We start from the raw sequence: 23,138 nt of genomic DNA on the forward strand, positions 1-23,138 counted from the left end.
ATTGTTAATAATTGGAAATTTCGACACAAAAATATAATATGGGAGGTTATACTGAAACAGGCAAAATATTGTGCCTATACTCATTAAAACGATAAATATTAATTCATGTAATTAGATGAGGTGAAAAAGTGGATTCAATCATTGAAGTAAAAAATTTACAAAAAAAGTACGGGGACTTTTATGCAGTAAATGGAATTAGTTTTGAAGTTGTTAAAGGAGAAGTTTTTGGTTTGCTTGGTCCAAACGGAGCAGGTAAATCGACTACTATGGAAATGCTTGTTGGACTAAGAAAACCTGATGGCGGTACGGCTACAATCGCTGGACATTCAATTGGTAAGGATGCTAGCAAAATCAAGCAAGAAATCGGTATACAGCTACAATCTACATCTTTATTCGAGCTACTAAAGGTTAAAGAAATCATCGAATTATATGCCAGCTTTTACCCATCTCATATACCGATACAACCGCTTATTGATGAGATGCTATTAACAGAAAAACAAAATAGTTTGGTCAAAGGTTTATCAGGTGGTCAAAAACAGAGATTAGCAATTGCATTAGCACTTATACATGATCCACAAATTATATTTTTAGATGAACCGACTACTGGACTAGATCCACAAGCTCGTAGGACTTTATGGGATATCATTCTTACATTAAAAGAACGTGGGAAAACAGTCGTTTTATCTACACATTATATGGATGAAGCACATGTATTAGCGGACCGAATTGGTATTATGGATCAAGGGAAACTGATTGCATTGGATACGCCAAATAATTTAGTCAGTTCAATTGAAGCTGAAAGTGCGATTGAATTTAAAACGAAATCGCCAGAGAGAGTAGATGAATTTAATCATTTGGAAAGTGTAACGAATATTGTAGTCAATCATGATTTTGTTACATTGTATACACGTAATCTCCAACTTTCATTAATTTCATTGTTAGAGTATACAAAAGAAAAAGACATCTCTATTTCAGATTTATCAACAAGATCTGCGACGCTCGAAGATGTATTCTTAAGCATGACTGGAAGGGGGTTACGTGAAGAATGAGAGCTTATTACCAACTTACTTTAGCGCAGCTCAGAATTTATGTGCGTAATCGCCAAGCTTTAATATGGACTTTATTATTCCCTTTTTTCTTTATGATCATTTTTGGGCTAATGTTTAATGATGGAAATACAACTACTTATTCGGTTAACTTAATTGATTATGATAAAACTCAAGCAAGTAAGGAAATCGTTTCGATACTAAATAAGCAGAACTCACTGAAAATTCATCAAAAAAGTGATGAAGATAAAGCGAGAAAGTCTTTATCTGATGGGAAAACGGATTTTGTCATCTTGATTAAAAAAGGCTTCCAGGATCAAGTTACTTCTAAGAAAAATGTCCCTGCACAAATTCAAGTTCTCTATAATGAGAGCAAAATGGGACAATTACAAGGTGGAATTGCTACTATTACGGCTAATATTGATGGAGCAAGTAAGCAAATGGCTGGATATACGCCGAAAGTAGTCACAACATTAAAAGGAGTAGAAGGAATTACTCTGTCATATTTAGATTTTCTTGTGCCTGGAATTATCGCGATGCAAATCATGAATAATAATATGAATGGAGTTGCGGGGCAAATTGCGTCTTGGAGAGAACGTGGTGTTTTAAGACGAATGCAAGGAACGACCTTAAAAGCTTCTACATTTATTGCAGCCCAAATTACAGCAAGGTTAATCCTTAATAGTTTACAAGCTATATTAACAATTTTAATAGGCTATTATGGTTTTGATGTAAGTATTAGAGGATCATTTCTTTTAGTTGTCCTATTTGTTGTATTAGGGACTTTAACATTTATGAGTATTGGTTTTATTATCGCCAGTTTAGCTAAAAGTCCAGAAAGCGCAGGACCAATTGCTGGATTTATTTCATTCCCGCTTATGTTTTTAGGTGGTGTATTTTTCCCTGTAAACAATATGCCTGAATACTTGCAACCTATTATAAAAACAATACCAATCACCCATTTATCCACTGCCATGCGTGATATTATGAACATCGGAGCAACTTTCGGTGACCTAGCAAGTGATTTTGGCTGGTTATGTGTATGGATGATTGTAAGCTTTTTAATTGCTGCAAAAACCTTTAGGTGGGAATAATGATAAACAGTTAATGATTCATAATAGATAATAAAAAGACCTTCAACTTCGATTTGAGATTGAAGGTCTTTTTTATTGTCTTCAAGATTATTAACAAATCGCATAGTTTTAAATTATATATAGCATACTACAAAAAAATGAAGATATTAGGTGAGTTGTCAGTGAATGCAATCCTTGAGATTTATAGACGCGATTTGAAACGTATCGTAACGAATTGGGCAGCTTTAATGATTATTATAGGGCTTATTTTTTTACCTTCTATGTATGCGTGGTTTAATATTAAATCTGCTTGGAATCCTTATGGGAATACAAAAGGTTTAAAAGTAGCGATCGTTAATGAGGATCGTGGAGCTACAGTTTTAAATAAAAATATCAACATCGGTAATGAAGTTGTTTATGCCCTAAAGAATGAGCCTACATTAGGATGGAGATTTACCAATCAAGAAGATGCAAGTAAGGGAGTAAAGCACGGAAGTTATTATGCTAGTATAATCATTCCAAGCGATTTTTCAGAAAAAATAAGCACTGTCATAACAGATAACCCTCAAAAACCGGAACTATTATATAGTGTAAATGAAAAGTTAAACATTATTGCACCTAAATATACAGAAAAGGGAGCAAGTGGAATTGCCAGCGAAATCACAAAAAAATTCGAGAAAACAGTCAGTACTGAAGTGCTAAGTGTATTTAATAAAATCGGCATTGACTTACAGTCAAATCTACCTTTGCTTAAGAAAACTGAGAAAACGATTTTTTTATTAGAAGAGGATCTACCAAAAATTGAGCAAGGTGTAAGAAAAGCACTCATTCATATGAATAACATTCAATCTGTTATTCAAGCAGCAAACCAAGATTTACAGTTAATCAATGAACTTGCTTCTAATGCGGAAATGTTTACAAATGATATCACTAATTTTCTTAAAAATATTAATAAATCAATTCAAAATGTTACACCGTTTATAAAGCAGGCACTCTTTCTACTTCAAAATCAGTCATCTACGATTCAAAATCTAGTGAATCAAATGCAAAATAAAGATATTAGTAACGTTGACGCTCTAAAATTTACCCACGAATTAGAAGAGCATTTGGCTAACTCAAGCAAGACGATGAACGATTTGATTCAATTTCTTACTACATATAACAATGGTACTTCTATAGATTTAAGTAAAGAATTAGATTCCTTAAAACTAGTGCAATCAAACGTAAGTAGGCTTCAAGATGCAACTAATGATGTAAATAAAGCTCTTGAGTCAGGGAGAGAAGTTCCACGAGATGTACTGAACAAAATGAACATATATGCAAGTAATATAAATGATAGCCTTGCTAATCTAACTAATAGATTTGATACTGATTTTGCACCGAAAATAAATAATATTAGCAAGTTAGCGAATTCATCAATCAATAATATTCGAACAGTTTTAAATGATACAAAAAAAAGTATACCAGCTATTAAAGCAGTCTTAAATGATACATCAAAATTAATATCAATGAAAAAAGGCGAAGTACAACAATTAGTTAATGATTTTCCAATGGTTGAAGAAAAAATAAAAAACCTCGCAAATAAAATTAGAGATGCAAAAAAACAGGGTAGTATCGAAGATTTAATTGATTTCCTTCGCACTGATATTGAAAAAACAAGTGATTTTTACTCAAATCCCATTAAGATCAAAAATGAAAGGATTTACCCAATACCCAACTATGGTACTGGTATGACCCCTTTTTATACGACACTTTCATTATGGGTAGGGACTTTATTGCTCGTCTCTTTGTTAACGACAGAAGTACATGAAGAACAGCAGTACAAAAGTAGGGAAGTTTACTTTGGAAGGTTCTTAACGTTTATATCAATTACGATTTTACAATCTATCGTTGTAACTGTTGGTAACTTTTTAATTTTAGGGACATATGCAGCCAATAAAGGTTATTTTATATTATTTGGAATCTTTATCAGCATTGTTTTTACATTTATTGTCTATACATTTGTTTCTGTATTTGGAAATGTTGGTAAAGGGATTAGTATTATTTTTCTTGTTCTACAAATTTCAGGAGCGGGTGGAGTATATCCTGTGCAAGTAACACCTACATTTTTTCAAATCATTAATCCGTACTTACCTTTTACCTATGCAATTAGCTTACTAAGAGAAGCTACTGGTGGCATTTTATGGTCAACTGTATATCGTGACTTGATAGTATTATTAATCTATATTGTGCTAGCTGTGTTACTTGGTGTAGTTCTGAAAGGACCAATAAATAATAAGGCGCAAAATATTATCAGCCTCTCTAAAAAAAGCAAAATCATTCATTAATGTATTTGAAATACAAGGAGATGAGAAATTCATTGAATCTTGTCAGTAAGTGCTATAACATAAGTGGGAGTTAAATTGTAATAGTTTTTGATAAGTAGGTGTTTTTAAATGAAGGTATCAGTTGTAATTTACTGTCATAATGTTGGAGAAAGTTTAGAGAAATTCCATGTGAATTTATCGAACACATTAAAACTACTCCGTGAAGACTATGAGTTGATTTATATTAATGATGGAAGCGAGGATGATACATTACTTGCTCTTCAAGTGATTTCAAATCATAGTAAACATATGAAATATATTTCTTTTAGTCGCTTTTTTGGTAGAGAGGGTTCTATTTGTGCAGGTTTTGAGCATGCCAAAGGTGATGCGGTCATTCTAATGGATGGTAGCTTTAATCATCCTACAAATATGATACTTGAAATGGTTGACGAATATAAAAAAGGGTTCCATCAAGTAGTCGCAAAAAGAAAATTAGAAAATGGTGTAATGAAAAAAGCGAAAAGAAGTATTGGTGAAAAATTTATAAGTAAATTGATAGATCCAGATCTACTTCAAAATGATGCTCAATTTCGCTTGTTAAGTAGGAAAGCGGTAAATGCCATATTAAGTATGCCAGAGACAAACCGTTATTCTAAAGGCATGTTTAAATGGATTGGCTATAACATAAAAACGATTGAGTATGAAGTAACTTCACGTGTAATGAATAAGGAAGCTGAAACAAAAAGATTCGATGTGTTAAAAAACAGTATTGAATATATTCTTAGTTATCATACAAAACCGTTAAGATTTTTAACAAAGCTTGGGCTAATGCTGATTATTTTTAGTCTTATATTCTTCATTATGATGAGTTTTAAAGTACTATTTATTGGTGTTCGAATTCCAGGCTTATTTACCATTTCAAACATAATTATGCTTTTTGGTGGTACACAATTATTGATTACTGGGGTTATTGGTGAGTATATTGGTAAAACGTATTTTGAAACAAAAAGAAGACCTCATTATATTGTAGAAGTTTCAAACTATGAAGAAGTTTAGATATGTGGTAGAAATTAGGAAATTCGACAAGAATCTTGTCGAATTTCTTTTTTCATGTTTAGATAAAGAAAGAAAAAGAACATAAAATTAAGGCAAAACTTGGAGAGAAATAATGGGGAAAATGAAAAGTATTTTACCAGGGTTTATACTATGCCTTTTGATTGCAATCATTAGTCAAGTAATGTCGTTTATCATACCAGTCGGTGCAGCAACTTTTTCAATTTTAATTGGTTTAATGATTGGTAACACTTTTGGCGTCAAATCAAATTATCAGAATGGAAGAAAGTTTGCAGAAAGCACTTTGTTAGAAGTATCTATATTCTTGCTTGGAGCAACAGTTAGCGTCCAGATGATTCATTTATTAGGTTTTAAAGGATTATTAATGATTGTGATCCAGATGACGCTTGTATTAATTTTTACAATTTGGATTGGTAAAAAACTAGGCTTCGGAATTAATTTTAGCTATTTAATGGCTAGTGGGAATGCTGTATGTGGTTCATCAGCAATAGGTGCCACTGCACCAGCTATACATGCATCGCAAGAAGAAAAAGGATTAGCTGTAACAATTGTGAATTTGATGGGAACAGTTTTAATGTTTATCCTACCGCTTATCGCTGCCGTTCTATATCACTCTGAAACTTTGCCTACAGCAGCTTTACTAGGCAGCACGTTGCAATCTGTTGGACAAGTAGTTGCGAGCGGGAGTTTAGTAAATGACGACGTTAAAAATTACGCGACGATTTTCAAACTAATTAGAGTTATTTTCTTAGTTGCTGTAGTTATTATTTTATCGAATAGTAAACGAAAAACAATGACTGATCATACCAATGAAAAACTGAAGGTGAAATTTCCATGGTATGTAATCGGTTTTGCAGCTCTTTGCGTGTTATATAGTATAGGCGTATTGCCTAGTTGGTTATCAAGTGTTTCGAATCAATCTAGTCATCTATTAGAAATTATCGCTTTGGCGGCAATTGGATTAAATGTAAACATAAAGTATATTTTACAACAAGGAAAAAAGTTATCCTTATATGCCTTATTAATAGTAGGATTTCAAATATTATTAGCCATCATGTTTATTCAAGTATGGTATTAAGTTACACGTTTCAACAAAAAATTGAATCATTGACTTATTTCTCGGGAAATTTCGTCAAGAAAGGTGGTATTTCTTTGTTTCAATTATCTTCAGAATGGAGAAAAATCTTAAATAATGAATTTGATAAGCCATACTTTAGAGAATTAATAGAATTTATCGAAACCGAATATAGTGAGAAAAGAGTTTATCCTGAAAAAGAACATATTTTTCAGGCATTAAATGAATGTTCATATGAAGAGTGTAAGGTAGTCATAATCGGCCAAGATCCTTACCATCAACAAGGGCAAGCACACGGCTTAAGTTTTTCCGTTTTACCTGGCGTGAAAATTCCTCCTTCTTTAAGAAATATATATAAAGAATTACAGCATGATTTAGGTCTCGATATACCGAAAGAAGGATACTTGAAAAGTTGGGCAAAGCAAGGTGTCTTATTATTAAATACAGTACTTACTGTCCGTGATAGTGAACCAAACTCACATAAGAATAAAGGTTGGGAAATATTTACTGACCAAATTTTAACCAAATTAAATAAACATGAAAGACCGATTATTTTTGTACTCTGGGGTAAACATGCTCAAGCAAAAGAAAAACTTTTAACAAGTGAGCATCATTTTGTATTAAAATCACATCACCCTAGTCCTCTATCAGCTAGTAGAGGTTTCTTTGGGAGTAAGCCGTTTTCAAAAATTAACGAAAAGCTTGTTGAATTTGAAATGGAACCGATTGATTGGAAGATTAAATGAAAAAGAAGTCTATAGAAAACCTTTCAAACAGTCTGAGAATCTAATTTTTACACGGTTTCTACAAAAAAAGGTTGTCCTTAGGACAACCTTTTTAATTAAGTTAAATTGGCGATTTTATGTTTTCGAAAATAAATTTCTCAACTACTTTTGCTACGCCATCTTCATTGTTAGATGAAGTTACATAATCAGCTTGTTGCTTAATTTCATCTGCTGCATTTCCCATTGCTACACCAAGACCAGCAAATTTAATCATCGGAAGATCATTGTAGCCATCACCTATTGCAATCACTTCGTCTTGTCGAATTCCTAGAATTTGAATAAGGTGATTCAAACTTTTACCTTTGTCCACTTCATTATTTGTAAGTTCTAAGAAAAAAGGCTTCGAGCGCATTACGCTAATTTTACCTTCAAGTTCTTGTTGAAGTATTTTTTCAACCTTTACTAACTTTTCAGGGTCTTCTAACATTAGAAGTTTAACAACGTCGTTTTGCACATGCTCTGTAAAACTATTTACTTCTTTTATAGCCATTCCAGTAAGTTGTCCTTCAATATCTGTATATTGATTACCTTTTTCAGTGATAATATCATTCTCAACGTATGTATGAACAAATACATCATGTTTTTTACTAAGTTCATAAAGTTCATGTGCTTGTTCTTTCGTTAATGTACATTCATATACATTATTCTTAGTGCGATAATCAGTAATGATGCCTCCGTTAAAAGAAAGAACATAGCTTCCGTATTCATGTAATAAAAGATCTTCAGCCAATTTATGCATTGCGAAGGTCGGTCTCCCGGAAGCAAGAACAACTTTTACGCCCATATCTTGGGCTTTAAGCAAAGCCTCTTTTGTGGGGGGAGAAATAACATGTTCATCTGTTAAGAGCGTGTCATCAATGTCTAATACAATCATTTTATATTCCAATGTTTTACCTCCTGAAAATTAATTATCTTAGTATACCACTGTTCAATTATAATAGTGGTTATTTTGGTTCGTATTCGCTTTCAGAAAAAAGGCATAGTATAATAAACTTTATTGGATTGTTCTAAAAAAGCTTGGTGGTGATTTATCTGAATATTAGTGTAGAAAAAGTAATTCAGCAAATTGAAAATGAATTGCTAAAGGCAAAGGCAAATACGCAAAAGCCAGGACAATTTCGTGAACGTATAGCTAGTATTCGCGCTTTATGCGAGTTAATGCTTGAAGAAGAAAGTAGTATAGAAGTTTCTAGTCATTTAAGCAGTAGTAATATTGTTCAATCAATTCCTAGTCAACCTATTCAAACTCAAATGGCTGTGATGCCTAAATATAATGAGTCAGAACAAGGTGGATCATTATTAGATTTTTAAATAGTAGGGGGATAAAGTAAGTATGAAGCTATTTTTCTTATTAGGTAGCATATCTGCATTTGTATCGATTGCATTAGGAGCATTCGGGGCTCATGGACTTGAAGGGAAGATTTCTGAAAGATCACTTCAAATTTGGCAAAAAGCTGTCCAGTATCAAATGTTTCAAACGGGAGGACTATTCGTAATTGGATTATTAATTGATAAATATGGATCAACTCCGCAATTAACTTGGGCTGGTTGGTTATCAGTCATTGGTATACTGTTATTCTCAGGAAGCTTGTACATATTAAGTACCTCTGGTATTAAAATCCTTGGTGCCATTACACCTTTGGGTGGCTTATCATTTTTAATCGCTTGGATTTTAGTAGGAATTGCAGTGATGAAATAAAAAAAGTGTTCAATAAAAGTGCGATTTGCACTATATTGAACACTTTTTTTTAAAGTTCGTAAGGAAGACCTATTTGTTCATCAAATGTAACGTAATCTAAGTAAATTGTAAGTAAGATAAACGTTTTGTTTGAATTTACATCTCTAAGTACAATATGGTCTCGACCTGCCCCCATTACATACCCGACGAAAACTTGCTGTTGATTACCAGTGAAGGTCATATAAACCGTAGCAATTTTCCCCCGATTGTATCTAAGGATATTTTCTACATATGATTGTTCAAACATTGATGGTGAGGCTACAACTTGACCTTGTTGTGTAATCATACCACCAGATGGAGCTGCAAATCCTTGTCCTTGCCCCGTTTGTTGTCCTTGTTGTGGAGCAGGTTGTGTTGCTCGATAAATATTTTGATAATATTCGAAAGGATTACTCAAAGAAAAAACCTCCTTAATATAGGCTTTAATTCATTACTAAAAGACTTTTGGACAATCTTGAGGGCTTGGTTGATAAAAACAATGCGCCTTAAATCTTCCAGCTAATTTTTGGTTGTACCATGTTGGTGGACATGATCCTGAAGGTTCAAAGAACCATAAACAGAAATTCGCAGGCCAAAAACGCTGTCCTGCTATAACTCTTCTTGCCAATTCGATATCTTGGTCACGAGCGCGCTGATAAAAATATGACTTTTGTACAGCTTCGAATCCACCAGGACTTTGATACACCATATCAGTGATACTTCTAAGTTTTTTAAAATCTAAGCAATCGCATAATACCCTATTAACACAGACATTTCCTACCATCAGCATGCCTTCTTTTCCTTCACCCTCAGCTTCAGCACGCATTAATCGAGCCAATAGTAATACCTCTTGTTCTGTATGACGAATAACAGCCATAAGAAAGCCTCCTCATCCGAATAAAATTGTGTGTATTCATAGAAGATCGGAAAGCGAGGATTGAATAGTTCGTTCACTACTGTAACTATATTAAAATTTAGAAGAACATATGACATCTTTTCCAAATGCAAAATAAAAAAACTTCTCAGTTTGAGAAGTTTTTTTGGTTTCAATTAAACATATAAGTATTTTGCAAATGCGTCTTCTTTAAGGATTGTACCTACGAAGAATGAGCCGAACACGCCGTAACGTGCACTTACTTCATCAAAGCGCATTTCGTAAATAAGTTTCTTGAATTGTAGTACATCTTCTGAGAATAAAGTTACTCCCCATTCGTAATCGTCGAATCCAACTGAACCAGTAATGATTTGTTTCACTTTTCCAGCATAACCGCGACCGATTTTACTATGACTATACATCATATCTTTACGTGCTCCAGAAGGAAGCATGTACCAGTTGTCTTCGCCTTCACGTTTTTTATCCATAGGATAGAAACAAACATATTGTGCTTTTGGTAAAGCTGGGTATAGTCTAGAGCGTACATGAGGATTTTGATATGGATCTCCATCTTCTGCGCTTAAATAATTACTTAACTCAACAACAGAAACGTATGAATATGTTGGAATCATAAATTGAGAAAGAGTAGTTTTGTTAATCTCTGTTTCAATATGTAATAATTCATCCATCGTTGGACGTAAAACCATAAACATAATGTCAGCTTTCTGACCTAAAATATTATAAATTGCATGGCTACCTTCACCAGAATCAGCTACATGATTCCATTTTGAAAATACTTGTTGAAATTCTGCGATTGCTACTTGGCGCTCATCACTACTTAATTGCTTAAAAGCATGCCAATCCATACTTCTAAAGTCATGTAAGCAATACCAGCCATCTAAAGTTTTTGCAGCTTCACTCATTTTAAATCCCCCAAACGTTATCGTATTGATTTTCTTTTATATAGCATACTACAATTAAAAGTATTTTGTAAAAACATACAAAATTATACAGTAGTCAATTTAAGTTAGAAAATTACGAATAAACTTATTTTAAATGAGAGCGCTTTAATCGGAATATTATATTTTTCATTATTGTAAAAAGGTTTTATTCTTATTATTGTACATATAAATAACCGAGATAATTTGGAGGTCACAATGAGTAATCTATTTGAAGGTATTAAACAAAAAGTAGCTGGGAAAGGGATTTCGATTGTTTTACCAGAAGGAACTGATGAAAGAATTTTATCGGCTGCTGATCGTCTTGCAAAAGAAAATGTATTAAAACCGATTTTAATTGGTGAGGTTGCTAACGTTAAAGCTAAAGCAAGTGATTTAGGATTAGCACTTGAGGGAGTAGAGATATTAGATCCAAGTACATATGAAAATATGGAAGAACTTGTTGCTTCATTCGTTGAACGTCGTAAAGGAAAAGCAACTGAGGAACAAGCACGTAAAGCATTATTAGACCCAAATTATTTTGGAACAATGCTAGTTTACTCAAACAAAGCAAACGGATTAGTTAGTGGTGCAACACATTCTACTGCAGATACTGTACGTCCAGCGCTTCAAATTATTAAGACGAAGCAAGGCGTGTCAAAAACATCTGGTGTATTCATCATGGTTCGTGACGATGAAAAGTATGTGTTTGCAGATTGTGCGATTAATATTGCTCCTAATAGTCAAGACTTAGCTGAAATTGCAATAGAGAGCGCAAAAACAGCTAAACTATTCGATATCGATCCTAAAATTGCAATGTTAAGTTTCTCAACAAAAGGATCTGCTAAATCTCCTGAAACAGAAAAAGTAGCTGAAGCAGTAAAGATTGCAAAAGAATTAGCGCCTGAATTAACGTTAGATGGCGAGTTCCAATTTGACGCAGCGTTTGTTCCTTCTGTTGCGAAAAGCAAAGCACCTGAATCAGTCATTCAAGGTGATGCAAATACATTTATTTTCCCAAGCTTAGAAGCTGGAAATATTGGATACAAAATTGCTCAACGTCTAGGTAATTTTGAAGCAATTGGCCCAATTTTACAAGGACTAAACATGCCTGTAAACGATTTATCTCGTGGCTGTAATAGTGAAGACGTATATAAACTATCAATAATTACTGCAGCACAAGCACTATAAAAAAAGAGTACCGATTGGTACTCTTTTTTATTGTTCAAAATTTACTTGTAATGCTTCTATTTCCTCATTACGATCAATCATACGTTGTAAATGATGATTATATAAATCTATCTCATCGCCTTGGAGAGAGTTCGTCACAATTGTAGGGGTTAGTTTGACCAGCGACTGAAGAAGTCTTTTCATAACCTCAGAAACTGAAAGATTAATTGATAATAATTCAGAGAGAGAGGCCATTGTATTCGGATTGATGTTTGGGTATTTAAAGTTCGTTTCTTTATTATTTATCGCAATTTCATAAAAGTCCTTAATGATTGATGCTCGCTTTGCACCACTTTCATTTATGCACAAATAGATTTGTACCGCGACACCTTTACGAATTCTGCGTTGTGAAATACCAGCAAATTTTTTACCATCTATACTTAAGTCGTATTCCCCTGGACAGTATGAACCTACAATTTCCTTTGCTTCAATACCATTTGTTACATCCTTAAACATATCTTGAATAAGTGCATACATCGTTTCGTAGCCGTCATTAATTTGTAGCTTGCGTTCGATTTCAGGAAAAAGAATTGAAATATTAAGTACACCTTCATCTAACACTACAGCTAGTCCACCAGAATTTCTAACAATCGCCTTATAACCATGCTCATTCAGAAACTTAATCCCATTTGATAAGTTTGGTAATCTAGTATCCTGTATACCAAGTACAATCGTTTGATGATGCACCCATGTACGGACTGTTGTAGGTGACTCTTGCTTTCCAATCTTCGTACAAATTGTATCATCTAATGCAAAAGATTGAATGGCTTTAAAAGAAGGTCCCAAGGTTGATCCATCTATAAAACGTATTTCATTTTGCTTTAATCGTTCTAAATGTTGATTCATTGAGTAAGCCCCTTGCTTTTTACGTTTGATTTCCTATTTTAACATGAATCATAACAAATAAAAAAAATCCTATATCAACATAATACTATCTGAATTTTTCTGTAATTTTTAAAAAATGATTGACATCATACTGTAATCCAACTTATAGTTAATACGATAATAATAATCATTATCAATTAGACCTTTCTTTTTTAGATGGAAATTTTAAATGATTTTAGTAAATGCAAACGATTTTACCTTTTACTTCAGTGAATGTTATTTGGTTAAAATCCTATTTTCAAAATATCCATTCGTGAGGAGATGTGTCTCATGATGTGCTTTATATTGTTTTCAAGTTCGGGAAGTTGAGAGAAATTTTCTACGGACAAACAAACTATTGTCAATAAACGAATTAAAGGAGAAATACAAAATGAAAAAAGTTTTATTCCCATTGGTCCTAATCCTAATACTAGTGATTAGTGCATGTAGCAATAACAGTTCGGAAAAGAAAGACAGTGCTAAAAAAGAAGAGCCAAAGACGTTTACATATGAATCAGAAACTGGTCCGGTGGAAGTTCCATCAAATCCTAAACGTGTTATCTTATTATCAGGTTTTACAGGTAATGTTCTTTCGTTAGGTGTAAATGTAGTAGGTGTGGATGTTTGGTCAAAAAATAATCCTACATTTACTGAAGAAATGAAAGATGTTGCAGAAGTATCAGACGAAAACTTAGAGAAAATCATTGAACTAAATCCAGACTTAATCATTGGATTATCAAACATTAAAAATCTTGATAAATTAAAAGAAATTGCTCCAACTGTAACTTATACATGGGGTAAACTAGATTATTTAAGTCAGCACGTTGAAATTGGTAAGCTTTTAAACAAAGAGAAGGAAGCTCAAGCTTGGGTTGATGACTTCAAAGCAAGATCTGAAAAAGCTGGTGAAGAAATTCGAGCTAAAATTGGTGAAGATGCTACAGTAACTGTTTTTGAAGCTTATGATAAACAATTATACGTTTTCGGAAATAACTGGGCACGTGGAACAGAAATTTTATATCAAGCGATGAATTTAAAAATGCCTGAAAAAGTAAAAGAAATGGCATTGAAAGATGGCTATTACGCAGTTTCAGCAGAAGTTCTTCCTGAATATGCTGGAGACTATGTAATCATTAGTAAGTATGCAGGAGCAGACATTGCATTCCAAAAAACAAACACATATAAAAACATTCCAGCTGTGAAAAATAATCATGTCTATGAAATGGAAGGAAACGGTGCTTCATTCAGTGATCCAGTAACACTTGATAAGCAACTAGAATTCTTTAAAAAATCATTTTTAGGTGAATAATAATTATTGGAGGGATTCTTATTTTAGGAATTCCTCCTTTTTAGTTTCCCCTCCATTGCATATAAAAGCTCGTACATAAAAAAATAGAGGGACTATGATTTTGGCAGTTCATAGTATCCTCTATTTATGAGAGTCTAGTTAACTTAATAGAAGGTAGACATTCTATTCAGCAATTTTTTCTAAATTTCCGTTCTTATCCATTCTAAAAGATGTTGCTGCTGGCTTCTCTTCCTCTTCAAATAATACTAATTTTCTAGCTCGATTCATGATTTTCATCATTGTTTCATAGTCTTCTTGAACCGTAGTTGCATCTGTTTCAAGTTTTTCTACTTGTCTCTGTAATTGTGTATTACGCTCTTGTAATAGAAGAATCTCTCGTTTTAACTGATCATTTTCACGAACTAAGCGTTCACTACCGATTTGATTGCTAGAGAGACCTTGTAAAAACTGAATAACATCAAACATAGTAATTGAATCTTTTCTCGTGTTATAAGATGGTACTTGATTTGAATAAGTTTTTGAAACGGTTGGTACATTCGTTTGTACATTTGAAACTACCTCTGATTGCAACACTTCATCATCAGCTGTCGTCTCATGACTTACATCGCTAAATGTATTCGTTTCAACAAAAGAACCGAACTCTTGGTCAATTTCTACACCAAATTCTAAATCTTGTTCATCATTTAAATAACGATCAAAATTACTAGATACATCAGTTTGTATATAACTAGATTCAGAAGGTGTATAAAGTAATTTCTTTTTTGCATCTTCACCTTTAGCGTGGCGAAGTTTTTCTTTACGAAATTTTTTAGCCAATTGAAGTGCTTTTTCATAATTATAACGGACTACAGCATTCCAACGAAAACCACATGCTGCGGAAGTGCGTTCTAATATATCGCCAACTTCCTCAAATGCATTTAATTGGGTACTACCTTCTCGGACATGCCTTAAAACGGTTTCTGCCAATAACAAATCGTTTTCCTCAGTCCAAGCATCTTGTCTTAATTTCATCATTGAAATTCCCCTCAACTTTCTTTAATAGTTATGCAAAGTAAATTATTTCTTAGCTGATTAATAGAAGTTTGGACAAAAAAATAGAAAACTATACAAAAAATAGTAGAATACTATTTGAGTGCAATTTGAAGTGAATACTTGCATGTCTTTTTTGGAACGAGTAAAATACTGCATAGTATGTTCAATAAAGAACAGAAGGGATTGTAAAACATGTCAAATGAATTTAGAATATGTGACGATTGCCAGGCGACTAATATTAAAACACTAGTCCCTCGCTTAAAGAGAATAGATGAAGACGCAGAAATACAAGTGGGTTGTCAATCATATTGCGGACCTGGACGCAAAAAGTCATTTTGCTTTGTCAATAATCGTCCATTATCAGCTCCAAATGAAGACGAATTGATTGTAAAGATAAAATCAAAACTAGGTAAGAATTAAACGTTCCTTCATCGCAAGGAGCGTTTTTTCATATATATCTGTTATAATGGATAAAAGTGGAAGTGTTATTTCGCGCAATTATAATGAAGAGTTTGAAGGGGGGCCAACATATGTCTTATCGTTTACAGAAGCTATATGAAGAAAAGGTTTTTAAAGATCCAGTTCATCGTTATATCCATGTTAGGGATCAAGTGATTTGGGATTTAATTGGAACGAAGGAATTCCAAAGGCTACGTAGAATAAAACAGCTAGGTACTACATATCTTACTTTTCATGGAGCAGAGCATAGTCGATTTTCTCATTCTTTAGGTGTATATGAAATTATTAGAAGAATGGTTGATGATGTATTCTCTGGAAGACCTGAGTGGAGTGAAGAAGATCGTTTATTAGCGCTTTGTGCGGGCTTGTTGCATGATGTTGGTCATGGCCCTTTTTCACATACGTTTGAAAAGATTTTTAATTTAGATCATGAAGAAATGACAAGAGAAATTATTGAAGGTTCTACAGAAATAAATAGTATTTTGCAAAGAGTTGGGGTGGACTTTCCAAAGCAAGTTTCAGAGATCATAGAAAAAACATCAACTAATAAATTAGTGACGAGTATGATATCAAGTCAAATTGATGCAGATCGAATGGATTACTTATTAAGGGATGCCTATTACACTGGTGTAAGCTATGGGAACTTTGATATGGAACGAATTTTAAGAGTTATGAGACCACGTCCAGATGGTATTGTTATCAAAAAATCTGGGATGCATGCAGTGGAGCATTATTTAATTAGTCGTTTCCAAATGTATTGGCAGGTTTATTTTCATCCAGTTTCTCGTAGTGCGGAAGCAATCTTACTTAAAATCCTACAACGTGCAAAGTATTTAAATGAAACAGGCTATCATTTTAACTACGTTCCAGTTCATTTTGGCAATCTATTTGAAGGAAACGTTGAGTTAGATGAATACTTAAAATTAGATGAATCTGTATTATTATATTACTTCCAAGTATGGCAAGAAGAGTCAGATGAAATTTTAAGTGATTTATGTCAGCGATTTTTAAATCGTCATTTGTTTAAATATGTAGATTTTCAAGATCAAATTCATTCAGAAAAACTTGTTGAGCTACATCAATTATTTTTGAAAATAGGTATTAACCCTGACTATTATTTAGTGAAGGATACAATTTCAGACGAGGCTTATGATTACTTTAGATACGGTGAGGAAGATGGGAAGAAGCCGATCCTGTTACTATTTCCTAATGGAGAGTTAAAAGAGATTTCACGTAAGTCAGAATTGGTGGACGGCATAACAGGGAAAAAGCTATCTGATTCAAAATTATATTACCCACATGATTTAATCTATAATGAACCTGATGAGACAAGAAAGAAAATAATTGAAATCATAGAAGAAATTGCAGGGGCAAAAAGTAGATAATCGTAAAAGAAAACGGAAGAAATGATTCCTTCCGTTTTCTTTTACTGTATGTAATTAAGTATTTCTATTCGTCACTAAGTCTTTTACCAGCAACTGCGTAATGATTTTTAGACATTTCTTCGATAAAAACGACAACTTTTTCGACTGGAGCACCTGTCGTTTCGCTTACAGCAGAAGTTACTTTTTCGACTAATGCTTTCTTTTGTTCTTCAGTACGACCTTCTAGCATTTTTACTGTTACATATGGCATAATTTAGACCTCCTTTTAATTGTCATTTATATTATAACTCAATGCTTGGTATCGTAACGAATTAAATCAATTCTCATTGAACAATACATCATAAAACATTAAAATATTCTAAGAAAGAGATTAATATACCATTTACTGAGAGGGGCTAATAATGGAAACATTTTTTCGATATCCTTTACAAGAATTACCACTAGTATTATTAGTTTTTGCGATTTCTTTATCAGTCCACGAATTCGCACACGCATATGTAGCCTATAAGTTTGGTGATAGCACTGCACAAAGACAAGGAAGATTAACACTTTCTCCATTAAAACACTTAGATTTATTTGGAACGATTGCAATTTTAATTTTAGGTTTTGGTTGGGCAAGACCAGTACCTGTCAATCGTAATAATTTTAAAAATCCAAGGATAGCTGGTATATTAACAACAGTAGCTGGTCCAATCAGTAATTTACTGTTAGCTACATTAGGATTAATTGTCTTCTTATGTTTAATAAAGTTTAGAGTATTTGATTCATTTCCTGATGCTTTAGTGACTACATTAAGTACATTTTTTAATATGTTCATTCAAATGAACATTGTATTGTTTGTATTTAATCTAATTCCACTACCACCACTTGATGGTTATCGAATTATTGAAGACATCGTACCAAATAATGTACGTGCGATCATGAGTCAGTACGAACAATATGGAGCTTTTGTTTTTCTAATTTTAGTTTTAACTCCTTTAGATAGATATACTATTCAACCTATATTTGGCATTGCAATACCTTCAGTATTCCACTGGATTAGTTCTATTGTTACACCTATATTTATGTAATGGATTTTAGGAGGTAGAAAAATGACTGAACAACCAAAAAAGAAATCACTAGGATTTAATATTTTAAAGAATGACTCAACGAGCGGACATGGAGGATTTGGCGTTGGCGCAATTAGCTTAGAGAACGTTTCTCCTGTCTTTATCGATATTAATGAGGACGATGTATTTGTAGATGTAGGCGCTATGCATGCACGTAGTTCAGTAGAAAAAGGAATTAAATTTCTAACGAATGAGGAAGAAGTTCCAAATGGTAAGCCATATTGGTTAGTGTGGGTAGCTTCTGAGCGCAATGAAAATGGTCCATATTATGCTGGTGTGACAGGTTGTTATATGACTGTTGACCGAGAGGCTAGAAGAGGCTATAAACTATTACCTGACCATGTTAATAAGATGGATAAGGCAATGAAACGTAAAATAATGGTAGAACATATGGATGAAAAGTCTCGTAAATTATTAGCTGGTTTCTTGAAAACTCATAATGAAGAGATGTGGAACAATTCTTCTGAACAATTAAAAACTGAACTGTTAGGATAGTCTACTTTCTGTAAATTCAAATTGGAAAATAATATAAAAAAAATTACTGAAAACGTCGAATAATCTTTTTACATTTAGGACTAAATACAGTAAACTATTAATAGCTTGGACAAAGCTAGGACTAGGACAAACAAAAGACCTTACCAATTTGGTGAGGTCTTTTGTTTTTTTATGGTAAGTACTGTGAATACCACGGTTTTTTGACTTTTTTTAACGATACTTTCTTCATACAACTATTTTTTGGTTGCGTATTTTTAAGATAATATAGGGTAACCTTTCCACTGCAGCCGTCTTTATATAAAAGACCTGTTTTTTCATCTACTGAAACCTTTACTAGATTCTTAGGAATTGCCGATTTTATTTTTTCGTCAGGTAAGTATTCCATAACTGATGCCCACATTTCTTTCGCTAAACTTTTCTCATCCTCTGTTAATTTTTTTGAATGATCATATCCAACCCAAACACCCACCACATATTTTGAATCGAAGCCGACCATCCAATTATCTGTTTTTGTTGTTCCCGTTTTACCATAATAATCCTTGGATAACTCCGGTAAAATAACAGTACCAGTAACTGGTAGATAGCTAGAAAATGTAGTATTAAACATTCCGTTCATTAATTGTTTAAGAATCATTGTTTCTTCTTTTTTTAAGACTTGTTTCCTATTTTTTGATGGTTGATAAATTAAATTTCCGAACTTAGATCTAACCTCTTTCACAAAATGTGGCGTAACATCTTTTCCACCATTAGCAATCATTGCATAAGCTCTTGTAATATCAAGCAATGTTGCTTCCTGCGTTCCAAGTGCGAGTGACGGAACTTCCTTAGTTGGTTTTGGTAAATGAAACAGGTTTTGAGTTTTCATAAATTCATCTGTTCCTATGGCTTGTTGGGTTTTTACAGCATAGATATTGTCAGAAACTGCAATGGCTTTTGCTAGAGTGATTGAATCATTGGCATATAAATTACCACTATTTTTTGGACTATATTTTGCACCGTCTTCAAATGTAAACACTGTTGGTTCACTTTTTAATTTGGTAGAGGGAGTAAAGCCGTTTACAAGTGCACTATAGTATAAAATTGGTTTGATTGTACTACCTAATTGTCTTTTTGCAGAAGTTGCGCGATTAAATAAAAGCTGACCTTGCTCACGACCGCCAATCATACTAATTATTTCACCCGACTGACTATCTAATACAATGATACTAGCTTGTAAATTAGGAATTGGTTTAATAAATTTCTCAAAGGTGCTTTCAACTTTTTTTTGAATTGAAGCATCAAAGGTAGTATAAATTGAACTGCCATTATTATTGATTGAATGTCCAAGATTCGTTGAGATTTCTTTTAGCACATTTTGTTGAAAATAGGATGTGAACAGTGAATTAGTAGAATGATTAATCGGCTTAAGGTCAATTGGCTCTTTAACCGCCTCATTTATTGTTTTTTGACCGATTACACCATTTTGTTCAAGTGCTGATAAAATACGCGCTTGACGTTTTTTAACAGATGTAAGATGAGCATATGGATCATAAGTTGAAGGGTTGGCAGGAATACTTAATAAAAAAGTCGCTTCAGCAGTAGAGAGTTGCTTACTTTCTTTCCCTAAATATGTGTTCGCAGCAGTTTCTAACCCGTAAACACCATGGCCAAAATAAATTGTGTTTAAATAAGCTTCTAATAATTTTTCTTTATCGTATGATGACTCCAACTTCATCGTAATAAATGCTTCTTTTAATTTTCTACTTAATGTTTTCTCTTGTGATAAATAGAGGTTTTTAGCTAACTGTTGAGTTATAGTGCTTGCACCTTGAGCGTAAGAACCTTTTGAAATATTAATCAGAATAGCCGATGCCAAGCGCTTTACATCAAATCCATGATGGTGAAAAAATTGCCGATCTTCGGAGACTAGAACCGTATTGACAACAATTGGAGGAACATCCGCAATTTTTAAAGTCTTTCTATTTTGAAGTAATTGCGTTTTTCCAATTAACGTAGCATTAGAATCGTAAAAGTTAGAATTTGATTCAATAAATAATGAGGGTTTGGTTGTACGGCTAGCGATTAAGTAAACACTAGTAAAAAAAATAGTACCTAAAAGGGAAATGACAGTTAATAGAATGCCTACCTTTTGCAAGAAGCGCCAGTGGTATGAATAGGTGATTGTCTGCATTTTTTCCCCTCCTTTTCGACTAGTTAATGGTTATATTCATAGTATGGTAGATTGGAAGATTTTTTATACGAGGAACTTTTCATTTTTCATAAGAAAAAATATCAATTAAATCCCCTTAAAAATCTTGCATTTCATCGAATTTACTCTATACTTTTCTTTTGTACGGCAAAAAAAGTCGTAACAACACAAATCCGATAGGAATTAGGAAGAGTGGGGATAATACGAAACATAATCAACTAGACAAAAACTACTGTGTTATGTTTCAAACTAAATCTTGATAAAGAAGGGTAGATGCATTAAATGGAATTATGGTTTACTGAAAAACAAACAAAAAACTTTGGAATTACTGCTAAAATTAATAAAACTTTACATACAGAGCAAACTGAGTTTCAGAAGCTTGACATGGTAGAGACTGAAGAATTTGGTAACATGCTTATTTTAGACGGTATGGTAATGACAACTCAAAAAGATGAGTTTGTATATCATGAAATGGTTGCTCACGTACCTTTATTTACTCACCCAAATCCAGAAAACGTTCTAGTAGTTGGTGGAGGCGATGGTGGCGTTATTCGTGAAGTATTAAAGCACCCAAGTGTAAAAAAAGCTACTTTAGTTGAAATCGATGGAAAAGTAATTGAGTACTCTAAAATTTACTTACCAGAAATCGCTGGAAAATTAGAAGACCCACGCGTTGAAGTTAAAGTTGACGATGGATTTATGCATATTGCAAACAGTGAGAACGTATATGATGTAATCATGGTTGATTCAACTGAGCCAGTTGGACCTGCAGTAAACTTATTCACTAAAGGTTTCTATGCTGGTATTTCAAAAGCATTAAAAGAAGATGGAATCTTCGTTGCTCAAACGGACAACCCTTGGTTTACACCTGAATTAATCACGCAAGTACAACGTGATGTAAGAGAAATCTTCCCAATCACACGTTTATACATTGCAAATATCCCAACATACCCAAGTGGAATGTGGACATTTACAATTGGTTCGAAAAAACACGATCCACTTGAAGTAGAAGAGAATCGTTTCTTTGATATTGAGACAAAATATTATACAAAAGAGCTACACAAAGCAGCGTTCGTTCTACCAAAATTTGTAGCTGATCTTACGAAATAAGGGGGCTGTCATATGCGTTTTGATGAGGCATATTCAGGAAATGTATTTATAAAGAGTCACCCAAGCTTTGAAGAAAGTAAAGCGGTTATCTATGGCATGCCAATGGATTGGACTGTAAGCTTTCGTCCAGGCTCTCGTTTTGGTCCTGCACGTATTCGTGAAGTATCAATCGGTTTAGAAGAATATAGTCCATATCAAGATAAGGAACTTGAAGAAGTGAAATATTTTGATGCAGGAGATATTCCACTTCCATTTGGTAATGCACAAAGAAGTCTTGATATGATCGAAGACTATATTGATGGCTTATTAGCTCAAGGGAAATTCCCATTAGGATTAGGTGGGGAGCATCTTGTTTCTTGGCCAGTAATGAAAGCAATGTATAAAAAATACCCAGATTTAGCAATCATTCATTTTGATGCACATACTGATTTACGTGATTCATATGAAGGAGAGCCACTATCTCATTCAACACCAATTAAAAAGGTTTGTAATTTAATTGGCCCAACGAATGTTTATTCTTTCGGAATTCGTTCAGGAATGAAAGAAGAATTTGAGTGGGCTAAAGAAGTGGGTATGAACTTATTTAAATTCGAGGTTCTTGAGCCGTTGAAAAAGGTTCTTCCAACACTTGCTGGTCGTCCAGTATATGTAACGATTGATATTGATGTACTTGATCCAGCTCACGCTCCTGGTACAGGAACACTTGAAGCGGGTGGTATTACATCAAAAGAAATGATCGATAGCATCTTAGCAATTGCAAATAGTGATATTAATGTAGTTGGTGCGGACTTAGTAGAGGTAGCTCCAGTATATGATCACGCTGAACAAACACAAGTTGCAGCAAGTAAATTCATCCGAGAAATGTTATTAGGATGGGTTAAATAAAACCACTTTGTGAAAGGCGATTTTTCGTTCTAAATGACGAGAAATCGCCTTTTTTATATTGTTTCCTAATTAAATTAGTGAATTGGAATTTCTGTAACAATTTTTAAATTTTCCTAATAAGTGAAACTATTTATTGATAATGATAATCATTACCTTTATAATTGAGAACGATTATTATTATCAT

At 33.3% G+C, this 23,138-nt stretch carries 24 protein-coding genes; 16 read left to right on the forward strand and 8 right to left on the reverse strand.

Annotated features, from left to right (window positions below; all coding sequences use genetic code 11):
* The first annotated feature begins 128 nt into the window (after positions 1-128).
* The 6 genes from ABID96_RS00480 (at position 129) to ABID96_RS00505 (ending at position 7,320) form a co-directional block, all read left to right on the forward strand.
* Positions 129-1,049 (forward strand): ABC transporter ATP-binding protein, encoded by a 921-nt coding sequence (locus ABID96_RS00480; RefSeq protein WP_192603612.1) that lies wholly within the window; start codon positions 129-131, stop codon positions 1,047-1,049.
* Positions 1,046-2,140, forward strand: coding sequence for an ABC transporter permease (locus tag ABID96_RS00485; protein ID WP_192603611.1), 1,095 nt, complete (start codon positions 1,046-1,048; stop codon positions 2,138-2,140). The genes ABID96_RS00480 and ABID96_RS00485 overlap by 4 nt, the downstream gene beginning before the upstream one ends.
* A 161-nt stretch (positions 2,141-2,301) precedes the next feature.
* The gene (locus tag ABID96_RS00490; RefSeq protein ID WP_192603610.1) at positions 2,302-4,446 is read left to right on the forward strand and encodes a YhgE/Pip domain-containing protein; all 2,145 of its coding nucleotides are present in this window, start codon (positions 2,302-2,304) and stop codon (positions 4,444-4,446) included.
* A 108-nt stretch (positions 4,447-4,554) separates the two neighbouring features.
* Positions 4,555-5,481 (forward strand): glycosyltransferase family 2 protein, encoded by a 927-nt coding sequence (locus tag ABID96_RS00495; RefSeq protein ID WP_192603609.1) that lies wholly within the window; start codon positions 4,555-4,557, stop codon positions 5,479-5,481.
* Positions 5,482-5,593: 112 nt separating this feature from the next.
* Complete coding sequence (locus ABID96_RS00500; protein ID WP_192603608.1) at positions 5,594-6,577, forward strand: YeiH family protein; 984 nt, start codon at positions 5,594-5,596, stop codon at positions 6,575-6,577.
* Positions 6,578-6,651: 74 nt separating this feature from the next.
* Positions 6,652-7,320 (forward strand): uracil-DNA glycosylase, encoded by a 669-nt coding sequence (locus ABID96_RS00505; RefSeq protein ID WP_377896501.1) that lies wholly within the window; start codon positions 6,652-6,654, stop codon positions 7,318-7,320.
* Positions 7,321-7,420: 100 nt separating this feature from the next.
* Here ABID96_RS00505 and ABID96_RS00510 read toward each other — a convergent pair whose 3' ends face one another.
* On the reverse strand, positions 7,421-8,245 hold the full coding sequence (locus tag ABID96_RS00510) for a Cof-type HAD-IIB family hydrolase (RefSeq protein WP_088001510.1): 825 nt from the start codon (positions 8,243-8,245) through the stop codon (positions 7,421-7,423).
* 137 nt (positions 8,246-8,382) lie between these two features.
* Here ABID96_RS00510 and ABID96_RS00515 point away from each other — a divergent pair, with 137 nt between their 5' ends.
* A complete protein-coding gene (locus tag ABID96_RS00515; RefSeq protein ID WP_192603606.1) occupies positions 8,383-8,670 on the forward strand; it encodes a YwdI family protein in 288 nt (95 codons plus the stop codon).
* Between the two features lie 22 nt (positions 8,671-8,692).
* Positions 8,693-9,058 carry a DUF423 domain-containing protein gene (locus tag ABID96_RS00520; protein ID WP_088001506.1) on the forward strand — a complete coding sequence of 122 codons (366 nt, stop codon included), beginning with the start codon at positions 8,693-8,695 and terminating at the stop codon, positions 9,056-9,058.
* Positions 9,059-9,107: 49 nt separating this feature from the next.
* Here the strand turns inward: ABID96_RS00520 and gerQ are convergent, their stop codons facing one another.
* The 3 genes from gerQ to hemQ form a co-directional block, all read right to left on the reverse strand.
* On the reverse strand, positions 9,108-9,494 hold the full coding sequence (gene gerQ, locus ABID96_RS00525; protein ID WP_377896502.1) for a spore coat protein GerQ: 387 nt from the start codon (positions 9,492-9,494) through the stop codon (positions 9,108-9,110).
* A gap of 36 nt (positions 9,495-9,530) precedes the next feature.
* Positions 9,531-9,953 (reverse strand): cell wall hydrolase, encoded by a 423-nt coding sequence (locus tag ABID96_RS00530; RefSeq protein ID WP_088001504.1) that lies wholly within the window; start codon positions 9,951-9,953, stop codon positions 9,531-9,533.
* A 173-nt stretch (positions 9,954-10,126) separates the two neighbouring features.
* Entirely contained in the window at positions 10,127-10,873 is a 747-nt protein-coding gene (hemQ, locus tag ABID96_RS00535; protein ID WP_088001502.1) for a hydrogen peroxide-dependent heme synthase, read from the reverse strand.
* A 234-nt stretch (positions 10,874-11,107) separates the two neighbouring features.
* Between hemQ and pta the strand changes: the two genes are divergently transcribed.
* The gene (gene pta, locus ABID96_RS00540; protein ID WP_088001499.1) at positions 11,108-12,079 is read left to right on the forward strand and encodes a phosphate acetyltransferase; all 972 of its coding nucleotides are present in this window, start codon (positions 11,108-11,110) and stop codon (positions 12,077-12,079) included.
* Positions 12,080-12,106: 27 nt separating this feature from the next.
* Here pta and lipL read toward each other — a convergent pair whose 3' ends face one another.
* A complete protein-coding gene (gene lipL / locus ABID96_RS00545; protein WP_192603605.1) occupies positions 12,107-12,964 on the reverse strand; it encodes an octanoyl-[GcvH]:protein N-octanoyltransferase in 858 nt (285 codons plus the stop codon).
* Positions 12,965-13,373: 409 nt separating this feature from the next.
* Between lipL and ABID96_RS00550 the strand changes: the two genes are divergently transcribed.
* Positions 13,374-14,291: an iron-hydroxamate ABC transporter substrate-binding protein gene (locus ABID96_RS00550; RefSeq protein WP_192603604.1), complete on the forward strand. Its 918-nt coding sequence runs from the start codon at positions 13,374-13,376 to the stop codon at positions 14,289-14,291.
* A 162-nt stretch (positions 14,292-14,453) separates the two neighbouring features.
* Here ABID96_RS00550 and ABID96_RS00555 read toward each other — a convergent pair whose 3' ends face one another.
* The gene (locus ABID96_RS00555) at positions 14,454-15,302 is read right to left on the reverse strand and encodes an RsfA family transcriptional regulator (RefSeq protein WP_192603700.1); all 849 of its coding nucleotides are present in this window, start codon (positions 15,300-15,302) and stop codon (positions 14,454-14,456) included.
* Positions 15,303-15,515: 213 nt separating this feature from the next.
* On the opposite strand from ABID96_RS00555, the gene ABID96_RS00560 reads away from it, so the two are divergent.
* Both ABID96_RS00560 and ABID96_RS00565 read left to right on the forward strand, forming a co-directional pair.
* Complete coding sequence (locus ABID96_RS00560; RefSeq protein WP_088001493.1) at positions 15,516-15,743, forward strand: YuzB family protein; 228 nt, start codon at positions 15,516-15,518, stop codon at positions 15,741-15,743.
* A gap of 110 nt (positions 15,744-15,853) precedes the next feature.
* Positions 15,854-17,167 carry an HD domain-containing protein gene (locus ABID96_RS00565; RefSeq protein WP_192603603.1) on the forward strand — a complete coding sequence of 438 codons (1,314 nt, stop codon included), beginning with the start codon at positions 15,854-15,856 and terminating at the stop codon, positions 17,165-17,167.
* Between the two features lie 64 nt (positions 17,168-17,231).
* Here the strand turns inward: ABID96_RS00565 and ABID96_RS00570 are convergent, their stop codons facing one another.
* Entirely contained in the window at positions 17,232-17,417 is a 186-nt protein-coding gene (locus ABID96_RS00570; RefSeq protein WP_088001489.1) for a 2-hydroxymuconate tautomerase, read from the reverse strand.
* Positions 17,418-17,568: 151 nt separating this feature from the next.
* On the opposite strand from ABID96_RS00570, the gene ABID96_RS00575 reads away from it, so the two are divergent.
* Both ABID96_RS00575 and ABID96_RS00580 read left to right on the forward strand, forming a co-directional pair.
* Positions 17,569-18,237, forward strand: a complete 669-nt coding sequence (locus ABID96_RS00575; protein WP_192603602.1) for a site-2 protease family protein — start codon at positions 17,569-17,571, stop codon at positions 18,235-18,237.
* Between the two features lie 21 nt (positions 18,238-18,258).
* Complete coding sequence (locus tag ABID96_RS00580) at positions 18,259-18,771, forward strand: YwhD family protein (protein ID WP_192603601.1); 513 nt, start codon at positions 18,259-18,261, stop codon at positions 18,769-18,771.
* Positions 18,772-18,940: 169 nt separating this feature from the next.
* Here the strand turns inward: ABID96_RS00580 and ABID96_RS00585 are convergent, their stop codons facing one another.
* Positions 18,941-20,941, reverse strand: coding sequence for a transglycosylase domain-containing protein (locus ABID96_RS00585; protein WP_192603600.1), 2,001 nt, complete (start codon positions 20,939-20,941; stop codon positions 18,941-18,943).
* A 300-nt stretch (positions 20,942-21,241) separates the two neighbouring features.
* Between ABID96_RS00585 and speE the strand changes: the two genes are divergently transcribed.
* Positions 21,242-22,069, forward strand: coding sequence for a spermidine synthase (gene speE, locus ABID96_RS00590; protein ID WP_025671010.1), 828 nt, complete (start codon positions 21,242-21,244; stop codon positions 22,067-22,069).
* A 12-nt stretch (positions 22,070-22,081) separates the two neighbouring features.
* Entirely contained in the window at positions 22,082-22,954 is an 873-nt protein-coding gene (gene speB / locus ABID96_RS00595; protein ID WP_088001479.1) for an agmatinase, read from the forward strand.
* The last annotated feature ends 184 nt before the right edge of the window (positions 22,955-23,138 follow it).

This window comes from Gottfriedia sp. OAE603 (genome assembly GCF_040543965.1).
Lineage (GTDB): Bacteria > Bacillota > Bacilli > Bacillales > Bacillaceae_G > Gottfriedia > Gottfriedia solisilvae.